Here is a 19,634-nt window from a genome sequence, read left to right as displayed (position 1 = left end):
CGTCAGGAGGTGGGGACCTCGGCGCACACGCTGACGTGCAACGTGTCGTCGCCGTCGAACCGGAACTCCTCCACCAGGCGCAGCAGCCCGTCCTCGCCCTGCTCGACGCGGCTGCTGCTCTGGCCGCCGGCCTTGCCGCCGGCCTTGAGCGCGTGCGCGTAGGAGATGGAGACGTCGGCGCCGTCGCGCGTCCCGACGAAGCGGCCGTGGGTCACGGTGTCGCCCGTGTAGCTGCCCCACACCACGCCGTCGGCCTCCCGGTACAGGAACTCCGTCGGGCTGCCGGGGTCCACCGCGCTCGCCGTCGAGCTCACCATCACGAATTTACGGCCGTTGAGATTCACGCCGTCCATAGTCACCATTTTTCTGGATCATCACCGACCGGCTGGACGTTTGGTCAGAACAGCCGGTCATGATCAACGATCCGTCCAGCGCCGTCCCTGCCCGGGGCCGCCGTACGAGCAGGTTCTCGACCCCCGGCGGCGTACGGCGGCGGCCGTACGCGCTCGCCCGCGACTTTACCTACCGGTAGCTGACACCAGCGTTGCATAGTGTGATAGTCATGTAACACTGTGTATTCGAGAAGGTTTGGGAGATCTTCATGCTGGCGTACACGCTCTCGATCGTGGCGGCCGTGGGCGTGGTGGCGCTCACCGCGCTGGTGTTCCGGCTCACGAAGAAGGGCAGCGAGGACGCCGAGCCCGACGGGGTCTCGGCCGGTCATGCGGGGTCCATGTTGTCGGCGCTGTTCCTGCTGGTGTTCGCGATCGCGATCATCGTGCCCTGGACCACCGCCGACGCCGCCCGCCAGAACGCCCAGGCCGAGAGCCAGGCCGCGATCGACGCCTACTGGGCCGCGGCCGACCTGCCCGGCACGGCCCCCCAGACGGTCCGCACCGCACTGCGCGACTACGTCACCTTCGTGGTCAGGGACGAGTGGCCGCTGATGGCCGAGGGCCGGATGGACCCGGTCGGCGCCGCCCGGCTCGACGCCATGCGCAGCCGGGTCGGCGCCGTCGCCGTCAAGACCGACGACGACAAGGACGCCCGCGACGCCGTGCTCGAACGCGTCGCCGCGATCGCCGCCGCCCGATCCCAGCGCTCGATGGACGCCGTCGCCACCCCGCCACAAGGGCTGCTGTTCCTGACCGTGCTCACCGGCCTGCTGGTCATGGTCTTCCCCTACCTGGCCGGCGCGCGGCCACGCGGCCTGGCGGTCCTGCCGCTGCTGGCGATGGCCGCGATGCTCGGCTTCGGCACCTACCTGACCTGGGACATCGCCCACGCCTTCGCCGGGCCGCTGGCGGTCGGGCCGCAGGCGTTCCAGGGCGCGCTGCAGGAGTTCTCCCGCATCGCCGGGGGAATGTGACCGTGGGCGTCAGGCGCGCGCCGCTGCTGCTGGCCGCCGCTCTGCTCGCCGCGAGCGCGGTCGGCCCGGCGGCGGCCGACCTGCAACCCCCGGCGCCCGGCACCGGGCACGCACGTCCGCCGCACGTGCCGGAGCCGGGGATCACGATCCACGGGGAGCCGGTGAGCGACGGCCGTTCCGGGCCGGTGGTGTCGGTGCCGGGCGTGGCGATCTGGGACGATCCGAGGCCGGTGGTGTCGGTGCCGGGCGCGCGGATCTGGGACGGCCCGAGGCCGCGGGCGTCGATGCCGACGCGGCCCGGCGGGCGGTCGCCCCGGACCGGCGCCCCCGTGCCGCACGTGTCGATCGGACCCGACTCGGTGTGCGTGTACGGTCCGGGCGGCGGTGTGGAGGTGGGCGACTGCCACGTCCGGCCGTCGCCGCCCCCGCCACCGCCGCCCCCGCCGCCGCCCCGGTCGTCGCCGCGGCCGGTGCCGCCGCCCACTCCGCGGCCGGTGCCCCGCCACACCCCTCGGCCGGTGCGCGCGGCTCCGGTGCCGGTGCCCGTCCCGGAGGTGACGCCGACGCCCACGCCCACCCCGACGGTCGCGGCGCGCAGGCGGATCAAGCAGATCCAGGCGCTGCCACGGCGCAAGAACCCGCTCGGCACGGTCCTGATCATGGTGGTCCTGGTGACGGCGATCGCCTCCACGACCGCGGTGGCGTTCAGGGCCCGCTGACGGTGATCGGCGCCCCCGCGCGCCGTCCGCCGGAGTGGGAGAATGACGGACGTGTGCGAGCGTGACGAGGAGTTGCTGACCGGCGGCGGCGTCAACCTGGTGGTGCGGGCCGGCGCCACCGTACGCCGCCCGACCGGCCCCTGGACACCGGCCGTGCACGCGCTGCTCGGCCACCTGGCCGCCCGTGGCTTCGCGGGCGCGCCGGCCGGGCACGGGATCGACGCCCAGGGCCGGGAGGTGCTCGACTTCGTCCCGGGCGAGGTGCCCGATCATCCGCTGCCGGGCTACGCCCGTTCGGAGGAGACCCTCGGCGCCGTCGCCCGGCTGCTGCGCGGCTACCACGACGCCACCGAGGGCTTCCCGCTCGCCGGCGGGGCGACCTGGTACTTCCCGCCGCGCGAACCCGCCGAGGTCATCTGCCACGGGGACGTCGCGCCGTACAACTGCGTGTTCCGCGACGGGCGGCCGGTGGCCCTGATCGACTTCGACACCGCCCATCCGGGGCCGCGCCTGTGGGACGTGGCCTACGCCGCCTACCGGTTCGTCCCGCTGGGCGATCCGCGGCACGAAGGGGCCGGTCCGGTGGCGGCGCAGGCGCGCAGGCTGCGGCTGTTCGCCGACGCCTACGGCCTGGCCGAAGACGACCGTCCGGCGCTGCCCGCCACCGCCGCCGAACGGCTGGACCACCTCGTACGGCACATGCGCGAACGGGCGGCGGCGGGCGACAGGGCCTTCGCCGCGCACCTCGCCCGCGGCGACGACGTCCTGTACGGCGTGGACCGCGAGCACATCCTGCGCCACCGCGCCCTGTTCGCCGAGGCACTGACGGAGCCGCCGCCCGTCTGACGCGGGCGGGCGTCGCCGCTCGGACCGGCCGGGTGGGAAGAGCGGGCCGTCGCGCGGGGTTGCAGTCGATCGTGGAGACGACCGAGGTTGTGGTGATCGGGGCCGGGCAGGCGGGGCTGTCCAGCGCGTACTTCCTGCGGCGGTTCGGGATCGGGACGGTGGTGCTCGACGCGGCGCAGGGGCCCGGGGGCGCGTGGCGGCATCGGTCGCCGTCGCTGACCATGGACAAGGTGCACGGCGTCTTCGACCTGCCCGGCGTGCCGGGCGGCCTGGAGGCGGCCGGTGACCGGCCCGCGGCGGAGGTCGTCCCGGAGTACTACGGCGACTTCGAGCGGCGGGTGGGGCTGGAGGTCCTGCGGCCGGTCAAGGTGGCGGCCGTACGGGAGGGCGAGGGCGGGCGGCTGGTCGTGGCGGCGGACGCGGGGGAGTGGGCGGCCAGGGCCGTGGTCAACGCGACCGGCCCCTGGACCCGGCCGTACTGGCCGTACTACCCGGGGGCCGCGGACTTCCTGGGCGAGCAGCTGCACTACGCGGGCTATCGCGGGCCGGAGGCGTTCGCGGGCCGGCGGGTGGTCGTGGTCGGGGGCGGGGCCTCGGCGATGCACGTGTTGTCGGAGGTGGCGGGGGTCGCCGCGGAGACCGTCTGGGTGACCCGCCGTCCGCCCGTCTTCAGGGGCGACGACTTCGGCGAGGACGCCCGGCGGGAGGCCGTCGCCCTGGTGGAGGCGCGGGTACGGGCCGGGCTGCCGCCGCAGAGCGTGGTCGGCGTCACCGGCCTCGGTTACAGCGTCGTCGTGCGGCAGGCGCTGGCCAAGGGGGCGCTGGAGCGGCGGCCGATGTTCGGCCGCCTCACCCCGTACGGCGTGCAGTGGGCGGACGGGCGGCGGCAGGCCGCGGACGTCGTCGTGTGGGCCACCGGTTTCCGGTCGGCGCTCGACCACCTCGCGCCGCTGCGCCTGCGGGAGCCGGGCGGCGGGGTCAAGGTGGACGGGACGCGGGTCGTCAGGGAGCCGCGGCTGCAACTCGTCGGCTACGGGCCCTCGGCCAGCACGGTCGGCGCCAACCGCGCCGGTCGCACCGCCGCCCGCAACGTCCGCGCCCTCCTGGCCTCCCGCCCGGCCCTCCCGGCGGCCTGAACCCGGCGGCCCGGCGGCCCGAACCAGGCGCGTGGCGCGTGGCGGGTCAGTTCTCGGTGACGCCGAACGCGGTCCAGCCGAGGTCGGGGAAGCCCGCCGCCTTGGCGACGGCGGCCGAGGCGGTGTTGCCGACCGCGTGCATGTACGTCGGCACCGCCCCCTCGTCCAGCACCCGCCGCGCCGCCTGCGCCACCAGCCGTCTGGCCAGGCCGCGCCCGCGGGCCTCGGGGGCGGTGACCACCGACAGTTCCCGCCCGAAGCGGTCGTGCCGCTTGACGCCCACCCCGGCCAGGTGCTCACCGGTCCCGGGGTCCACGGCCACCAGCACCTCGCCGCCGAACACGCGCAGCCATCCGGGGACGGCCTCGTCCGTCGCGGGGATCCACTCCCCGGCGTCGGGCAGGGGAGCGGGCTCGGTGGTCCACCGGAAGACGGCGTCGAACCAGCCGCGATCCCCATATCCGATCAGCGCGGGGATCTCCCGGAGCGTCCGCGCGGCGCTCACGCGGGCGACGTGCTCGGGCGGCACCGACAACATTGCCCCCTCCGGGGTACCGACCCCGAGGGCCGGGTGCACGCGGCCGTCCCAGGCGGGCAGCGTACGCAGCGGCGAGCCTGTGACGTCGAGGTTTCCCGTGGGCGGCCAGGCCCCGAGCCATTCGCGCAGATGATCGGTGAGAGCCACGAACCTACTATAGGAAGTAGGAAAAATACCGATTGAGACAGGGGTCTGGTTACTCCTGCGAAGGGGCTCGACACGGCGTGTAACCTTCGGCTAGCGTCCTGACATAAGGATCTTTATCCGGTCAGGAGGGCCCGACATGGCTGTTCCCGGTTACACGGAGATCCGGGAACTCGGTCACGGAGGAACCGGCCGCGTCGTGCTCGCCGTCCGCGACTCCGACGGCTTACCGGTCGCGATCAAGCACCTGTCCGAGGCCCTGCGCGCGGACGGCGAGTTCGCCGCCCGCTTCCGCGCCGAGGCCGGGGTCATCGGCGAGATCGACAGCCCCCACACCGCCCGCCTGCTGGACTACGTCGAGGCCGGGGGCGCGTCCGCCATCGTGATGGAGCTGGTCGACGGCGTCACGCTGCGCCGCCTGATCGCCGGCGAGGGCGGCACCGGCGTGGAGGCCGCGCTCACCCTGCTGAAGGGGGCGCTGCTCGGCCTCGCCGAGGCGCACCGGCGCGGGGTGGTGCACCGCGACTTCAAGCCCGAGAACGTCATCATCACCACGAACGGCGACAGCAAGCTGGTCGACTTCGGCGTGGCGGCCCGCTTCGGCGAGACCGGCGCCCTGGCCGGCACCCCCGCTTACATGGCCCCCGAGCAGTGGGACGACGCCCCGGCCGGCCCGGCCTCCGACGTGTACGCCGCCACCCTGGTCTTCTACGAGTGCCTCACCGGCCGCCGCCCGTTCACCGCCGGGAACCTGGCCGCCCTGGCCTTCCAGCACCAGCACATGCCGCCCCCGCTGGAGAACGTGGACGGACGGCTGCGCGGGCTGGTCGAGCACGGCCTGGCCAAGGACCCCGCCGACCGGCCGGTCTCGGCCGAGGCGTTCCTGGCCGAGCTGGAGGAGGTGGCGCGCGGGACGTACGGCGCGGGGTGGGAGCTGCGCGGCCGGTCGGGGCTGGCCGCGCTGGCGGTGCCGTTCGCCGCGCTGCTCCCGTCGGCCGGGACGGGCGCGGGCGGCGCCGTGGAGAGCGGTGCGGGGAGCGGGGCCACGACGGCCACCAGCGTGGTGCGCACTTCGGTCGGCCCGCCCGCCAAGCTCGCGGTGACCGGCGGGCTGGTGCTGGCGACGGCGGCGGCGGTGGCGTCGACGTTCGTGATCTGGAGCGGCTCGCCCTCGACCGACAGCGGCACCGCGCTGCCGCCGGTGTCCACGGGGACCTCGTTCACGACGGCGCCCCCCTCGCCGGAGCCGGTGACACCGGTGACGCCCGTGCCCAGCGGGTCCGGGACGGTCTCGCCGCCCGCCACGAGCGCCCCCGCTCCCGAGCCGCCGCCCACCCCGCCGCCCACCAAGACCCACAAGCCGCTCCTGTCCGTCTCGGTCGGGTTGTCGCTCGGCGGCTCCCTGCTCGGCGGCGGGGGCGGGCTGCTGGACGCCGACCTCGACGTCGGGCTCGGGTCCAGCCTGCTCGGCATGCTGGTGGTGCCGGGATCGGCGCTGGTCGGCGGGCGCATCGCGGTCAGACACACACGAAAGGCCCGTAGTCAGGAAAAGTCATAAGTTGCGTGGAAGGTTGCTTGATCCCTTACTATCAGCGTCGGATAGAGGGCGTCCCGGACTCTGATTAGCTCCTGACCGGAACCTGCCCTGCGGCTCAGGCTAAGGAGGACAGTGGCGGTCGCCTCCTCCGCCGTGGGCCACGTGGCGCGGGCCGTGGTCGCCGTACTGGCCGGGCTGCTCCTGACGGCGGGCAACGCCTCGGCCGGGCTCGCGGCCCCCAAGCCCTCGGTGAAGCAGCTCAAGAAGGAGCTGGCCGCGCTGGGCAAGGAGTCGGACCGGCTGATCGAGGAGTACTACAACAGCCGCCGCGCCCAGCAGCAGGCCGACAAGACGGAGAAGACCGCGCGCGAGCGGCTGGCCGCCGCCCAGGAGGTCTACGACCGGGAGTCCCTCCAGCTCAGAACGCTGGCCGTGGCCCAGTACGTCGGCGGCGAACCCAACCAGATCGCCCTGTTCACCGGCAGCCAGGACCCGGACGGGCTGCTGAACCGCCTGGCGCTCAGCCGCCATCTCATCGACCTCCAGGACGCCCGCCTGCGCGGCTACGCCAAGGTCAGGGACGAGCGCCGCAAGGCCGAGGAGGAGGCCGCCGCCCGCGCCGAGGAGCTCGGCACGGCGGTGGCCGACCTTGAGCGGCGCAAGGGCAAGGCCGAGAAGCTGATCGAGCGGATCAGGGACCGGATCGACAAGCTGTACACGGCGCCGGGTGTGCGGCGTCCGGACGGGACGTGGGTGCCGCAGCTCCCGGACGGCTCCGAGAACATCACGCCGCGCATGCGCCTGGTCAAGACGTTGATCAAGGAACGGTTCGCGGTGCCGTACGGGATCGGCTGCTACCGGACGATCCAGGACGGCGGCGAGCACCCGCTCGGCCGGGCCTGCGACTTCATGCTCAGCCACGGCGGCGCGATGCCCTCGGCGGCCGAGGTCAAGCGCGGCTACGAGATCGCGAACTGGGCGATCAAGAACTCCCGGCGCCTGGGCATCATGTACATCATCTACCGGCAGCGCATCTGGCACGCCAGGACCGGCACCTGGCGGACGATGTCCAACCGCGGCGGCACGACGGCCAACCACTTCGATCATCCGCACATCTCGGTCTACTAGTCCTCGGCCACCGCGGGGGCGGCCGGACGATCGGCGCGTACCCGCCCGCGTGGCTTCAGCCGGATGGAGGGGAGCACCGGGGCGGGCAGCGGCTCGCCGTCGAAGCCCTCGACCGTGCCGAAGCCGTCGCCTCGCGTCCACTCCTCGCGGAAGGCGGCGATCTCCTCGTGGGAGCGCCCCACGAAGTTCCACCACATGACGATCTCCTCGCCGAACGGCTCGCCGCCGATCAGCAGCACCCGTCCGCGCCCGGACAGCCGCAGCGTGCCGGGGCCAGGCGGCAGGTAGCGCAGCGCGCCCGGCACGGCCTGCTCGACCTCGCCGTCGAGCAGCAGCAGCCCGTGCTCGAAGGCGGGGTCGAGCGGCACCTCGCCGGTGCCGTCCACCGCCACCTCGGCGCCCACCAGAGGGCTGTGGGTGGTGGCGGGCGAGGTCACGCCGCCGAGCTCGCCCATGATCACGGTGGCCTCGAAGCCGGGGCCGGACAGCACGGGCAGCGTGGCGTGGTGCTCGAAGGCGGGGGCGGTGCGCCGGTGGGCGTCCGGCAGCGCCACCCAGAGCTGCACGCCGTGCAGGGTCGTGCCCGGCGACTCCTCCGAGTGCGAGATGCCGCGCCCGGCCGTCATCAGGTTGAGCCGGCCGGGGCGCACCCGGCGCAGGCTGCCCAGGCTGTCGCGGTGGAGCACCTCGCCCGCGACCAGCCAGGTCACCGTCTGCAGGCCGGTGTGCGGGTGGGGCGGCACGCGCATCAGCGCCGGTTCGGGGCCGTAGGCGTCGACGAAGCACCAGGCGCCGATCATCCGGCGGTGCACGCCGGGCAGCGTCCTGCTCACCCGCATCGCGCGGGGGCCGCCCAGGGGCACCTCGCGTCCGGTCAGCACTTCGCCGCGGCCGTCGGCGTCGGGGGCGCAGAGCAGTTCGCGGGGGTCACGTTCCATGTTGCTCACCCCACGACTGTAGGGGGCCGTACGACCCCCTACGCGGCCCGGACCGCTACCCCAGGGTCTCCCACCAGCCGTCCACGGCCTGGACGGCGGTCACGTCCACGCCTTCGCCGGGCCGGGGCACCACGATCTCGACGTCCCGCGCCTTGGCCTCCCGCCACAGCCGGTCGACCGGCTCGGCCCACGGGTGCAGCGCCAGCGTGAACGTCGCCCAGTGGACCGGCAGCAGCAGCGAGCCGCCCAGGTCGAGGTGGGCGTTGACGGCCTCCTCGGGGTTCATGTGGATGTCGGGCCAGGCCGGGCTGTAGGCGCCGATCGGCATCAGCGTCAGGTCGAACGGCCCGTGGGCGGCCCCGATGCCCCGGTAGCCCTGGAAGTATCCGGAGTCGCCGGCGTAGAACACCCGCTTGCTCGCCCCGGCCACCACCCACGAGCCCCACAGGGTGTCGTTCCTGGTGAAGGCCCGTCCCGAGAAGTGCCGGGCGGCGGTGGCGACGAAGCGCAGGCCCGCCACCTCGGCCTCCTCGTCCCAGTCGAGCTCGATGATCCGGTACAGCGGCACGCCCCACCGCTCCAGGTGCGCCCCGATGCCCAGCGGGACCAGGAACGGCGCCTTCTGGGTGCGCGTGAGCGAGCGCACGGTGGCCATGTCCAGGTGGTCGTAGTGGTCGTGCGAGATCGCGATCGCGTCCACCTGTGGCAGGTCGCCGAGGTCCACCGGCAGCCGGTGGTGCCGCTTGGGGCCGATGAGCTGGGAGGGCGAGACGCGGTTGCTCCACACCGGGTCGAACAGCACCCGCTTGCCCTCGATCTCCACCAGCGTGGAGGCGTGGCCGTACCAGACCGCGCGCAGGCCGTCGGCGGGCGGCGGCCCGGACGGTGGCAGGCGCAGCGGGATGGGCCCGGCCGGGTGCCGCTGTTCCTTGTTCCTGGCCAGCTCGGCGAGCAGCCCCGCGGGCGGCGTGGTCATCAAGGTGGTCGGCTCGGGCATGGGGTTGACGAACGTGTCGCCCCTGAACTGCGGCGAGCGCCGCATCCTGCTCACCCGGTCCGGCCCTGACGCCAAAGGCCGCACGCCCAGCTCGGCCGGTATCCCGCGCAACGCCCAACCGGCCGCGGCGGCCACCGCGCCGCCCGCGAGGATCCGCCGTGCGGTCCGCATTCCTGCCATTGCCCACACTCCCCTGGAGATGATGTCCATCCCGCCCAACCGGGCGGGATTCCCCGGTGTTCCCGTTCTACGATATATCGCGATAGTTCATACCGTCTTGATCGCTCCGCCGTCGATGACGTAGTCGGCGCCGTTCACGCTTCCGGCGTGCGGCGAGGCCAGGTACGTCACCAAGGAGGCGACTTCTTCCGGTTCGACGAACCTACCGGTCGTCATTCCGGCGACCGACGGCAGCCCCGCGAGCAACTGCTCGTGCTCCATGCCGAGCGAGGCCGCCAGGGCGGCGCCGTACCCGTCGGGGGCCTCCCACATGGACGTGCGCGAGGCGCCGGGGGAGACGGTGGCGACGCGCACCCCTTGCGGGCCGAACTCCTCGGCCAGGGCCTTGCCGAACGCCGTCAGCGCGGCCTTGGCGATGGTGTAGGCCATCGGTCCCATGTGCGGCACGCGGGCGCTGTTGGAGGAGATGCTGATCACGGTGCCGCGCCGCCGCAGCAGGCTGGGCATCGCGGCCCTGGTGGCCCGTACGGCGCTGAGGAAGTTCAGGTCGTACGCCTGGCGCCATGCGTCGTCGTCGAAGCCGAGGAAGCCGCCGAGCTGTCCCTGACCGCTGTCGCCGCCGCCCACGTTGTTGACCAGGAGGTCGATCTCGTCCAGCTCGGCCAGCGCCCGTTCGACCAGCTCGGCCGGGCCCGCCGCGGTGGACAGGTCGGCGGTCACGGTGGTCGCGCCGGTGCGCTCCAGCTCGGGGGAGATCGTCCGGGCCGCGGCCACGACCCGCATGCCCTCGGCGGTCAGCGCCTCGACGATCGCCAGCCCCAGCCCCCTGCTCGCCCCGGTGACGACGGCGGTCTTGCCGGTAAGTCGCATGTCCATGGGAAACACCCTTCTTGCGTCATTGGTGATGCGATCACTCTAGAACTTGCAACACCCATGACGCAACTACGGCCTTAAGGGAGACGGTCCTGTACCCTCTGAGGTGTGAGTGGGACGACACGGGCCCTGCGGTCCGACGCGGAGCGGACGGTCAGGACGATCCTGGAGGCCGCCGAACGGGTGCTCAGCAAGAACCCGGCGGCCGGCATGGAGCAGATCGCCGAGGCGGGCGGGGTGGCGCGGACGACCGTCCACCGGCGCTTCGCCTCCAGGGACGCGCTGGTGGAGGCGATGGCGGCGTGGGCGACCCGGCAGTTCGCCGCCGCTGTGGAGGCCGCCCAGCCCGAGCAGGCGCCGCCGCTGGTCGCGCTCTACCAGGCGACGGCGAACGTGCTGCGGGTGAAGATCGACTGGGGGTTCGCGATGAGCCGCGCGTCGGTGGCCGGGGCCGCGGGGGCGGAGGTGGCCCGGGTGCACGCCGAGGTCGAGGCGAGGTGCGACAGGCTGTTCCGGCAGGCGCGGGCCCCGGCCTCCCCACCGCCCCATCCCCGGCCCCGCCCCCGCCCCCAGCCGCAACCCCGCCCCCTGCCCCGCGCTCGCCTCCTGTCGTGGGCTCTCCTGCGGGGCCGGGCGTTCTCTAGCTCCCCCGCGTCGCAGCCCTCGCGCCGCTCAGGGGTTGCGGGCCAGGGCGTCGCGGCGTTCTTCTGATCCGCGTTCCGGGTGGGGCCACGGGTTCGGACGGCACCGGCCCAGTGACTTGGACTGCTGGACCATCACCGGAGCGGGCCGGCCCGGGCCGGGGCAGGCGCGGTGGCCGTGTCCCAGGCTGTGGCCGACCTCGTGGCTGATGAGGTAGTCGCGGTAGGCGGCCAGGTCACCCTCGTACTGCGGGACGCCGTCCGCCCAGCGGAGTGCGTTGATGACCGAGCGGGTCCCGTTCCAGCACGACAGCGTACCGCCGGTGTGCAACGGCAGGCACTGGCTGAGGGTCAGCCCCGGGCTGGACAGCGCCACCCGGACCCGTACCGGACCGTGGTCGACGCGCTGGAAGCGGGCCCATCCGCGCCGATCGTTGAGGGTCCGGTGCACGGCCGCCGCGAACACGGGCCCGTCGATCGGCAGGCCGCGTTCGACCTCCACCAGGTACCGCACCACCTCACCCTCGCCGGGCCGGGCGGCCGCGCCGCCGGGCACCACGGCGTACGAGCCCGAGGCGGCGTACGGGATCTTGACATGCTCCGCGGGAAGAGAGGTCGGCGTGGGGGCCGAGGGGCGAGGGGAGGGGGTGACGGAGGGCGCGGGGGTGGTCCGGGCCCCGGAGCCCTCGTGCCCTTCCGGTCGCTCCGGGGCGGAGGCGCATCCGGCGGCCAGCAGCAGCACGATCAGCAGCGCGAGCAGCGGCAACGCGGCCTCCCCACGAGATCACGGTGGGGAGAAATCCACCATAACCGCGCAGTGCCACATGAATCATGCCGGGGTCCGACTAATGACGACCTGACCCCTACGCTCCCCTCCCGGACGCAGCCCCGTCCTTCTCATGGAGGGGGCCATGCCTGGTCGGGACGCCCTTCGCCGGTCAGACGGCGGGAGGTGCGTAGGGGGTGAGATCGATGGGGGGCTGCTCGCCGAGAGCCAGTTCGGCCACGAGCTCGCCGGTGAACGGGCCCGCCGTCAGGCCGTACGCGCTCAACCCCGTCGCCACGATCACCCCGGGCGTGAGCCGGCCGATGAGGGCGGGGCCGGGGGCGTTGACCGGGCGCAGGCCGACCCTCGTCTCCGACACCGTCGCCCCGAACAGGCCGGGCGCCACCCGCAACCCCGCCGCGATCACCTCGTCGAGCCCGCCCATCGTGACCCGTGGCGCGAACCCGACGTCCTCCACGGTCGCGCCGATGACGACCCGCGAGCCGGGGAGCCCCAGCAGGTACGGCCCGCTCCTGGGCAGCACGATGGGCCAGAACGCGGTGTCCACGCCGTCGAGGGTGGCGTGCAGGATCTGCCCTCTCCGGGGGAACACCGGCAGCTCAACCCCGAGCGGACGGCACACCTCGCCCGTCCACGCCCCGGCCGCCACGATCACGACGTCCGCCTCCAGCGGGACGCCCTCGTCGGCGGGCGCCCGCCCGGCCGTGGGACGGCCCGCGGGTCCGGCCGGCCGGGCGGCCCGGACGGGCTCGGCCGGCCGGACGGGTGCCGCAGGCCGGACCGGTTCGGCGGGCGCGGTCGCGGGGGTCAGGGCGGGGCCTTCCGGGGAGCCGTCGGGAGGGCCGCCGAAGGGGGCGTCGCCCGCCGCCCCGACCGGTCCCTCGGCGGACGCCTCAAGGGGGCTCTCGGTCAGGTCACCCGTGGAGAACGGCGCGAGAGGGGCGGCCTGGCGCCAGGAAGCGGTCTCGCCGCTCACCGCCTCGCCCCCCGGCCGCCCGTTCCCCGCCGGGGTCTCCTCGTCGGCGTCGTGCAGGCGTACCTGCCCGTCGGGGGTCAGGACGGCGCTGCCCATCAGCACCTGGGCGCCCTGGGTGACGGCGGCGCGCAGCAGCGCGTCACGCACGGCGCCGCCGTCCACCCGGGCGGCGCCGGGCACGAGGAGCGCGCTGAGGTCGTCGGACAGCGGCGGGAACAGGTCGGACGGCGTGAGCACGTCGATGACCTCGCCCATCTCCGGCGCGTCGTCGTGGCGGCGGCGCAGCAGGGCCCGCACCGGTTCGAGGTCGACCGGGTCCTCCGCCACGAGCAGGGCCCCGACCTTGGCGTAGCCGATGTCCTCGCCCAGGGCCTCGACCAGCGCCGGGTAGTGGCGGGCGCCTTCCCTGGTCAGCCGGTACCAGGCGTCGTCCTCCGGATGGTCCACCCACGGGCACACGATGCCCGCGCCCGCCCGGGTCGCCTGCCCCTGGGAACCGCGGTCCACCACGGTCACGGCCACGCCACGGCCGCTCAGGTAGTAGGCCGCGCTCGCTCCGACGATCCCGCCGCCGATCACCACAACACGCATGCCCCCATGATCGCAGGCGCGGGTGACCTCGGGCGATGACCGGATCGTGCGCTTACCATCCGGATACTCCCTCACGCCCATCCATGGGGGTTACGGGCCCACCCGCCGGTGGCGGCGCGGGCCTCGTCCGGGTCAGCCCACGCCCCACCCGTGCCTCTGCATGAGGACGGATGCCACCCGCGCGAACCGGTCGCCGTCGAGCACCGCGCCCTCGCGGCGGATGTCGTCCTCGTCGAGCGCGAAGACCCGGTCGAGCCGCAGGTACGACACCCGCGCGTCGCGGCCCCACGCGCCGACCTCCAGCCAGTCGGGGCCGTCGTCGCCCTTGCTGGACAACATCATGCCGAGCAGCCTGCGCCCGGTACGGCCCACGACCAGCAGCGGCCGGTCCTTGCCCCGCGACGGATCCTCCTCGTACGGCACCCACGCCCATACGATCTCCCCCGGATCGGCCAGGCCGTCGAGGTCGGGGGAGTAGGCCAGAGTGACGGGCCCGTTGAGCGAGTGGACCTCGCGTACGACGCCCCGGGCGGGCCGGGGGTCCTCACCTAGATCACGCATTGGGGGAGCCTATGGCGGCGGGCCACCTGAAATCCACCCGTCTTCAGAGGACGGGGGAGGCCAGCAGGCGGCGTAAGGCCGTCGGGGTGTGGCCGACGTGGCGGCGGATCGTACGGGTCAGGTGGGCCTGGTCGGCGAACCCGAGGTCGGCGGCGAGCGCGGCGAGGCCCGTCTCGCCGCTCTCCAGCCGGTCGAGCGCCCGGCTCACGCGCACCCGGTTGCGGTAGTGGGTCAGCGAGACGCCCAGCTCGCGGGTGAAGGCCCGGCTGAGCCGGTAGGGGGAGACGGCCAGGAGCTCCGCCAGCGGCAACAGCCCGGCCGCCGCCGGATGGTCGGCCGAGATCGCCTCGCGGGCGGCGTCGGCGAGGGCGGCGGTGGAACCGGCGGGGGCCGGGGCGGGCGAGGGGGCGGCGGCAGGGGTGGCGGGCCCGGCCAGCTGGGTGAGGGTGGCGCTGGTCAGCGACAGGAGGGACTCGACCAGGGCGAAGTCGGGGTCTCCCGCGCGGGCGGCGGCCAGCAGGCGCCGGTGGGCGAGCTCGAAGCGGGCGTCGACGTAGACGGTCGGGCGGGCGAGCCGGGTGCCGTCGCCCGCCAGGGTGCGCCAGAGCGCGGGGGACAGGGAGAGGGAGGTGCAGACGTCGCCGCCCGCCGGGTGGGCGAAGCGTTCCTCCTCGCCGGGTGCGCCGAGGTAGGCCATCGTCGGGTCGACGGCGGACGGGCGGCCGTCGGCCATGCGGCGGAAGGCGCCGCGGTGGACCAGGACCATGCGGTGGGCCCGGCCGACCTCGGGCCGTGACCATCCGCGGTGGTCGTCGACGCAGGTCACCAGGTCGAGGGTGAAGCCCTTCCCACGGGCCAGCGGCTTGGAGGATCGCACCCGCCGAACGTTACGCCCCGCCTCCGACAATCCCCCGACTCCCGCGCCCGGCGCGCGACGCGCCGCCCTCAAGGGGCCCGGGGGAGGGCGAGGCGCAAGGATGTTCAAGACCTGGTGATGCCCGCACCGGCAAGGTGGCGGCATGACAACAGTGATCTCCTCCATAGTCATCGACTGCGCCGACCCCGTCGCCCTGGCGGGCTTCTACGCCAAGGCGACCGGCTGGCAGGTCGCCGGTTCCGACCCCGAGTACGCCACCGTCACCGGCGGCCCCGTGCCGCTGGCCTTCCAGCGGATCGACGGCTACCGGGGCCCGGGCTGGCCGAACGACGGCAAGCACCTGCACCTCGACCTCACCGTCCCCGACGTCGAGGAGACGAAGCGGGCGCTGGTCGCCCTGGGCGCCACCCTGCCTGCCCAGCAGCCGGGCGGTGAGGAGTGGACGGTGGTGCTCGACCCCGAGGGCCACCCGTTCTGCGTGATGCCCGGCTAGAGCCCGGCGAAGAACGCCCTGACGTCCTCGGCCAGCAGGTCGGGGGCCTGGAGGGCGGCGTAGTGACCGCCGCGCGCCGGCTCCGACCAGCGCACCACGTTGTGGGAGCGCTCGGCGTAGCGGCGGACGGTGCTGTCGCCCGGGAACACGGCCACGGCCGTCGGGGTCTTGCCGGGCTCGGCGGGTGGCGCCCAGTCGCCGCCGCTCTCGCGGTACAGGCGTGCGGAGGAGCCGGCGGTGCCGGTCAGCCAGGTGATGGTGACGTCGGTCAGGATGTCGTCGGGGGCGACCCCGCCGACGTCCTGGCCCCAGCCCGCGAACGCGTCCAGGTGCCAGGCGAGCTGGCCGGCGGGCGAGTCGGCCAGGGCGTAGGCGAGGGTCTGCGGCCTGGTGCCCTGGACGGCGGCGTAGCCGGAGAACTCGCGGTGCCAGCGCTCGATCCGCCGCGCGCGCTCGGTCTCGGCCTCGGTCAGGCCGGACAGGTCGTCGGAGACGAAGGCCGTGAGCGCGTTCAGGTGCACGCCCACCACCCGGTCGGGGGCCATCCGCGCCAGGGCGGGCGAGACGAGCGAGCCGAAGTCGCCACCCTGAAGGCCGTACCGGTCGTAGCCGAGGCGGTCCATGAGCTCGATCCAGGCGGCGGCGACACGGCGGGCGCCCCAGCCGGTCTCGGTGGTGGGGCCGGAGAAGGCGAACCCGGGCACGGACGGGATGACGAGGTGGAAGTCCCGGCTGAGCGGCTCGGCCACGCGGGAGAAATCGGCGAACGTGCTGGGCCAGCCGTGCGTCAGCAGCAGCGGCAGCGCGTCCGGGCGCGGCGAGCGTACGTGGGCGAAGTGCACGCGCTGGCCGTCGATCTCGGTCGTGTGCTGCGGCAGCTCGTTGAGCCGCGCCTCGTGCGCCCGCCAGTCGTAGCCGTCCAGCCAGTACGCGGCCAGCTCGCGCACGGCCTCGGGCGGCACGCCGTACGACCAGCCGACCCCGTCCAGGGCGTCCGGCCAGCGCGTACGGTCCAGCCGCGCCCGCAGGTCGTCGAGCGCGGACTGCGGAATGTCGATGACGAATCGGTTCATGCCCCCCACGCTAGGCAGGATTGCGGCCAGGATCGGGCCACAATGGACAGCGTGCTCGACACCTCGGCGCGGCTGCTGCGCCTGCTCTCCCTCCTGCAGACCCGGCGCGAGTGGGCCGGCGCGGAGTTGTCGCAACGGCTCGGCGTGGCCCCGCGCACGCTGCGCCGCGACATCGACCGGCTGCGCAGCCTCGGCTACCCGGTGGGCTCCACGCCGGGGGTGGCCGGCGGCTACCGGCTCGGTCCGGGCGCGGAGCTGCCGCCGCTGCTGCTCGACGACGAGGAGGCGGTGGCCGTCGCGGTCGGCCTGCGCACGGCCGCCGGAGGCACGGTGACCGGCATCGAGGAGACCTCGCTGCGCGCCCTGGCCAAGCTCGAACAGGTGCTGCCCGCCCGCCTGCGGCAGCGCGTGAACGCCCTGCAGACGCACACCGTGCGGATCGGCGGGCAGGGCCCGACGGTCGATCCGGAGCTGCTGATCCGCATCACCGCCGCCTGCCGCGACCGCGAGCAGCTGCGCTTCGACTACACCGACCACCAGGGCGCCACCAAGCTGCGCAGGACCGAGCCGAACAGCCTGGTCAGCAAGGGCAACCGCTGGTACCTGGTCGGCTGGGACGTCGACCGCCAGGACTGGCGCACGTACCGGGCCGACAGGATCGAGGTGCGCACGCCGAACGGCCCGCGTTTCCCCCCGCGCGAGCCGCCGGAGGCCGACGTCGCCGCCTGGGTGCGCCACCGGCTCGGCCACCAGATGTGGCCCGTCGAGGCCCGCTTCCTGCTCCACGCGCCCGCCGCCCGCCTGGCCGGCCGCGTCAGCGGCCAGGTCGAGCCCGTGGACGAGGCCACCTGCGTGCTCACCATGCGCGGCGACGACCTGCACCTGATGGCTGTGGCCGTGGCCTTCCTCGACGTCGACTTCGAGGTGCTCGAACCGGCCGAGCTCAAGGAACGCCTGCGCGCGCTGGGACGGCGGCTGCTCTCTTCTAGAATATGATTCGGTGATGGCGACGTCAGCGTTCTTCACGCGCAAGGAGGGCGAGTTCGTGCCCGCCCCGCACGCGCGCAGCCCCTGGTCCCCCGACATGCTCCACGGCCGCCTGCTCGGCGGCCTGGCCGCCGGCGCCCTGGAGGAGCGGCACGCCGAGCCCGGCCTGCACTTCGCCCGGCTGACCGTCGACCTGTTCCGCAACAGCCCCATGCTGCCGGTCACGGTGGAGACCACCCTGGTCAGGGACGGGCGGCGGATCCGGGTCGCCGACGCCGTGCTCTCCACCGAGCAGGGCGTGATCGGCCGGGCCTCGGCCGTGCTGCTCCGGCAGGGCGAGCAGCCCGGCGGCAGGTTGCCGCACACGCCCGCCTGGGACGAGCCGCCGCCCGCCGGCGCCCCGGCCGAGGGGCAGGGCTGGAAGCCGCCGTTCGACCTGTGGCGGCTGACCGACTGGGGCCAGGGCGGTCGCGACCGGGTGTGGCTGCGGGAGACGCACCCGCTGGTGGACGACGAGCCGCTGACGCCGCTCACCCGCGCCGCCCTGGCCGCCGACTTCGCCAGCCCGCTGGCCAACGTCGGCTCGGCGGGCGTCAGCTTCATCAACGCCGACTACACGCTGACGCTGGCCCGACTGCCCGAGGGCGAGCTGATCGGCGTCGAGGCCACCGGCCACCTCAGCGCGGGCGGCGTCGCGACCGGCCAGGTCACCCTGCACGACACGGCCGGCCCGATCGGGTTCTGCCTGGTCACGGCGGTCGCCAACCCGGTGGCCCTGACCGGCCGCTGACCTCGCGGCGAGCGGGAGGGTCAGGCGGGGCGCTCGGTGCGGTCGCCCGACCAGTCGGTGTGGAAGGCGCCCTCCCGGTCTACCCGGTGGTAGGTGTGCGCGCCGAAGTAGTCGCGCAGCCCCTGCACCAGCGCGGCCGGCAGGCGGTCGCGGCGCAACCCGTCGTAGTAGGCCAGCGCGGAGGAGAAGCCCGGCGTCGGCACGCCGATCCGCACGGCCGTGGTGACCACGCGCCGCCACGCGTCCTGCGCGGCGTTCAGCGCGGCGGCGAAGGTGGGGTCGGCCAGCAGCGTCGGGAGCCGCCGGTCGGCGTCGTAGGCGGCGCGGATGCGGTCGAGGAACTTGGCCCTGATGATGCAGCCGCCGCGCCAGATGGTGGCCATGGCGCCCGGGTCGACGTCCCAGCCGTACTCCTTGGAGGCGGCGGCGATCTGGTCGAAGCCCTGCGCGTAGGCGACGATCTTGGAGGCGTACAGGGCCTGGCGGACGTCCTCGATCAGCTCGCGCCCGCCGACGCCGGACAGCTCCGGGCCCTCCAGGGACGCGGCGGCGGCGCGCTGCTCCGGGTGGCCCGACAGCGCGCGGGCGAAGACCGCCTCGGCGATGCCGGTCACCGGGACGCCCAGGTCGAGCGCGCTCTGCACGGTCCAGCGGCCGGTGCCCTTCTGCTCGGCCTGGTCCACCACGACGTCCACGAACGGCCTGCCCGTGGCCGCGTCCACCTGCTCCAGCACCTCGGCGGTGATCTCGATCAGGTACGAGTCCAGGTCGCCCCGGTTCCACTCCCTGAACACCTCGGCCAGCTCGGCCGGCGTCGCCCCCAGGGCCTGGCGCAGCAGGTCGTAGGACTCGGCGATGAGCTGCATGTCCGAGTACTCGATGCCGTTGTGGACCATCTTCACGAAGTGCCCGGCGCCGTCGGGGCCGACGTGCACCGCACACGGCACCCCGTCCACCTTGGCCGAGATGTCCTGAAGGATCGGGCCCAGCGCCTCCCACGACTCCTTCGAGCCGCCCGGCATGATGCTCGGGCCGAGCAGCGCGCCCTCCTCGCCGCCGGAGATGCCGGTGCCGACGAAGTGGATGCCGCGCTCGCGCAGCGCCGCCTCACGCCGCCGGGTGTCCTGGAAATGCGCGTTGCCGCCGTCGACGATCATGTCGCCCGGCTCCATCAGCTCGGCGAGCTGGTCGATCACCGCGTCGGTGCCGGGACCGGCCTTCACCATGATGATCGCCCGCCGGGGCCGCTTCAACGACGCCACGAACGCGGCCAGCTCCTCGGCCGGCACGAACGTGCCCTCCCCGCCGAACTCCCTGACCAACTGCTGGGTACGGGCCGTCGTGCGGTTGTGCACGGCGACGGCGTATCCGTGCCGGGCCAGGTTCCTGGCCAGGTTGCGCCCCATGGTGGCCAGGCCGGTGACGCCGATGTCTGCCAAGTCCATGTCAATGC

Annotated in this window: 21 protein-coding genes; 10 read left to right on the top strand and 11 right to left on the bottom strand. The window is 74.2% G+C overall.

All coding sequences use genetic code 11. The features are described from left to right. Positions 1-2 precede the first annotated feature (2 nt). A complete protein-coding gene (locus ACIHAD_RS14820; protein WP_397354944.1) occupies positions 3-353 on the bottom strand; it encodes a hypothetical protein in 351 nt (116 codons plus the stop codon). Positions 354-601: 248 nt separating this feature from the next. On the opposite strand from ACIHAD_RS14820, the gene ACIHAD_RS14815 reads away from it, so the two are divergent. The 4 genes from ACIHAD_RS14815 (at position 602) to ACIHAD_RS14800 (ending at position 4,070) form a co-directional block, all read left to right on the top strand. Continuing rightward, complete coding sequence (locus tag ACIHAD_RS14815) at positions 602-1,369, top strand: hypothetical protein (protein ID WP_397354943.1); 768 nt, start codon at positions 602-604, stop codon at positions 1,367-1,369. Positions 1,370-1,371: 2 nt separating this feature from the next. After that, a complete protein-coding gene (locus tag ACIHAD_RS14810) occupies positions 1,372-2,088 on the top strand; it encodes a hypothetical protein (protein WP_397354942.1) in 717 nt (238 codons plus the stop codon). A gap of 51 nt (positions 2,089-2,139) precedes the next feature. Further along, positions 2,140-2,934 carry a phosphotransferase enzyme family protein gene (locus tag ACIHAD_RS14805; RefSeq protein WP_397354941.1) on the top strand — a complete coding sequence of 265 codons (795 nt, stop codon included), beginning with the start codon at positions 2,140-2,142 and terminating at the stop codon, positions 2,932-2,934. A 71-nt stretch (positions 2,935-3,005) separates the two neighbouring features. Continuing rightward, complete coding sequence (locus ACIHAD_RS14800; RefSeq protein ID WP_397354940.1) at positions 3,006-4,070, top strand: NAD(P)-binding domain-containing protein; 1,065 nt, start codon at positions 3,006-3,008, stop codon at positions 4,068-4,070. A gap of 46 nt (positions 4,071-4,116) precedes the next feature. On the opposite strand, the gene ACIHAD_RS14795 is transcribed toward ACIHAD_RS14800, so the two are convergent. Further along, the gene (locus ACIHAD_RS14795) at positions 4,117-4,755 is read right to left on the bottom strand and encodes a GNAT family N-acetyltransferase (RefSeq protein ID WP_397354939.1); all 639 of its coding nucleotides are present in this window, start codon (positions 4,753-4,755) and stop codon (positions 4,117-4,119) included. Positions 4,756-4,891: 136 nt separating this feature from the next. On the opposite strand from ACIHAD_RS14795, the gene ACIHAD_RS14790 reads away from it, so the two are divergent. Then, a complete protein-coding gene (locus tag ACIHAD_RS14790) occupies positions 4,892-6,310 on the top strand; it encodes a serine/threonine-protein kinase (RefSeq protein ID WP_397354938.1) in 1,419 nt (472 codons plus the stop codon). A 111-nt stretch (positions 6,311-6,421) separates the two neighbouring features. Next, positions 6,422-7,417, top strand: coding sequence for a coiled-coil domain-containing protein (locus tag ACIHAD_RS14785; RefSeq protein ID WP_397354937.1), 996 nt, complete (start codon positions 6,422-6,424; stop codon positions 7,415-7,417). Here the strand turns inward: ACIHAD_RS14785 and ACIHAD_RS14780 are convergent. The 3 genes from ACIHAD_RS14780 to ACIHAD_RS14770 all read right to left on the bottom strand — a co-directional run bounded on the left by ACIHAD_RS14780 (position 7,414) and on the right by ACIHAD_RS14770 (position 10,408). Further along, positions 7,414-8,364 carry a pirin family protein gene (locus tag ACIHAD_RS14780; protein ID WP_397354936.1) on the bottom strand — a complete coding sequence of 317 codons (951 nt, stop codon included), beginning with the start codon at positions 8,362-8,364 and terminating at the stop codon, positions 7,414-7,416. The two genes, ACIHAD_RS14785 and ACIHAD_RS14780, sit on opposite strands and share 4 nt — an antisense overlap. A 46-nt stretch (positions 8,365-8,410) precedes the next feature. Then, positions 8,411-9,532, bottom strand: a complete 1,122-nt coding sequence (locus tag ACIHAD_RS14775; RefSeq protein WP_397354935.1) for an MBL fold metallo-hydrolase — start codon at positions 9,530-9,532, stop codon at positions 8,411-8,413. A gap of 87 nt (positions 9,533-9,619) precedes the next feature. Continuing rightward, entirely contained in the window at positions 9,620-10,408 is a 789-nt protein-coding gene (locus ACIHAD_RS14770; RefSeq protein WP_397354934.1) for an SDR family oxidoreductase, read from the bottom strand. Positions 10,409-10,513: 105 nt separating this feature from the next. On the opposite strand from ACIHAD_RS14770, the gene ACIHAD_RS14765 reads away from it, so the two are divergent. After that, positions 10,514-11,116 (top strand): TetR/AcrR family transcriptional regulator, encoded by a 603-nt coding sequence (locus tag ACIHAD_RS14765; protein ID WP_397354932.1) that lies wholly within the window; start codon positions 10,514-10,516, stop codon positions 11,114-11,116. On the opposite strand, the gene ACIHAD_RS14760 is transcribed toward ACIHAD_RS14765, so the two are convergent. The 4 genes from ACIHAD_RS14760 to ACIHAD_RS14745 form a co-directional block, all read right to left on the bottom strand. Beyond that, positions 11,078-11,812, bottom strand: coding sequence for a DUF3152 domain-containing protein (locus ACIHAD_RS14760; protein ID WP_397354931.1), 735 nt, complete (start codon positions 11,810-11,812; stop codon positions 11,078-11,080). The genes ACIHAD_RS14765 and ACIHAD_RS14760 overlap by 39 nt on opposite strands. A gap of 172 nt (positions 11,813-11,984) precedes the next feature. Beyond that, positions 11,985-13,400: an FAD-dependent oxidoreductase gene (locus tag ACIHAD_RS14755; RefSeq protein ID WP_397354929.1), complete on the bottom strand. Its 1,416-nt coding sequence runs from the start codon at positions 13,398-13,400 to the stop codon at positions 11,985-11,987. A gap of 132 nt (positions 13,401-13,532) precedes the next feature. Continuing rightward, entirely contained in the window at positions 13,533-13,961 is a 429-nt protein-coding gene (locus ACIHAD_RS14750; RefSeq protein WP_397354928.1) for a type II toxin-antitoxin system PemK/MazF family toxin, read from the bottom strand. A 43-nt stretch (positions 13,962-14,004) separates the two neighbouring features. Further along, positions 14,005-14,838: a helix-turn-helix transcriptional regulator gene (locus tag ACIHAD_RS14745; RefSeq protein WP_397354927.1), complete on the bottom strand. Its 834-nt coding sequence runs from the start codon at positions 14,836-14,838 to the stop codon at positions 14,005-14,007. Between the two features lie 142 nt (positions 14,839-14,980). On the opposite strand from ACIHAD_RS14745, the gene ACIHAD_RS14740 reads away from it, so the two are divergent. Then, positions 14,981-15,331, top strand: coding sequence for a VOC family protein (locus ACIHAD_RS14740; RefSeq protein WP_397354926.1), 351 nt, complete (start codon positions 14,981-14,983; stop codon positions 15,329-15,331). On the opposite strand, the gene ACIHAD_RS14735 is transcribed toward ACIHAD_RS14740, so the two are convergent. After that, positions 15,328-16,404, bottom strand: coding sequence for an epoxide hydrolase family protein (locus ACIHAD_RS14735; protein ID WP_397354925.1), 1,077 nt, complete (start codon positions 16,402-16,404; stop codon positions 15,328-15,330). The genes ACIHAD_RS14740 and ACIHAD_RS14735 overlap by 4 nt on opposite strands. A 51-nt stretch (positions 16,405-16,455) precedes the next feature. Here ACIHAD_RS14735 and ACIHAD_RS14730 point away from each other — a divergent pair, with 51 nt between their 5' ends. Together ACIHAD_RS14730 and ACIHAD_RS14725 are read left to right on the top strand one after the other, a co-directional pair. Continuing rightward, a complete protein-coding gene (locus ACIHAD_RS14730; protein WP_397354924.1) occupies positions 16,456-17,400 on the top strand; it encodes a helix-turn-helix transcriptional regulator in 945 nt (314 codons plus the stop codon). Positions 17,401-17,407: 7 nt separating this feature from the next. Continuing rightward, positions 17,408-18,181 (top strand): acyl-CoA thioesterase domain-containing protein, encoded by a 774-nt coding sequence (locus ACIHAD_RS14725; RefSeq protein WP_397354923.1) that lies wholly within the window; start codon positions 17,408-17,410, stop codon positions 18,179-18,181. Positions 18,182-18,201: 20 nt separating this feature from the next. Here the strand turns inward: ACIHAD_RS14725 and gndA are convergent, their stop codons facing one another. Continuing rightward, positions 18,202-19,626: an NADP-dependent phosphogluconate dehydrogenase gene (gene gndA / locus ACIHAD_RS14720; protein ID WP_397354922.1), complete on the bottom strand. Its 1,425-nt coding sequence runs from the start codon at positions 19,624-19,626 to the stop codon at positions 18,202-18,204. Between the last annotated feature and the right edge of the window lie 8 nt (positions 19,627-19,634).

Origin of the sequence: Nonomuraea sp. NPDC052265 (assembly GCF_044547985.1) — a bacterium.
Taxonomy (GTDB): domain Bacteria; phylum Actinomycetota; class Actinomycetes; order Streptosporangiales; family Streptosporangiaceae; genus Nonomuraea.
The sequence above is the reverse complement of the archived record's forward strand: the minus strand, read 5'-3'. Positions and strand labels throughout refer to the sequence as shown.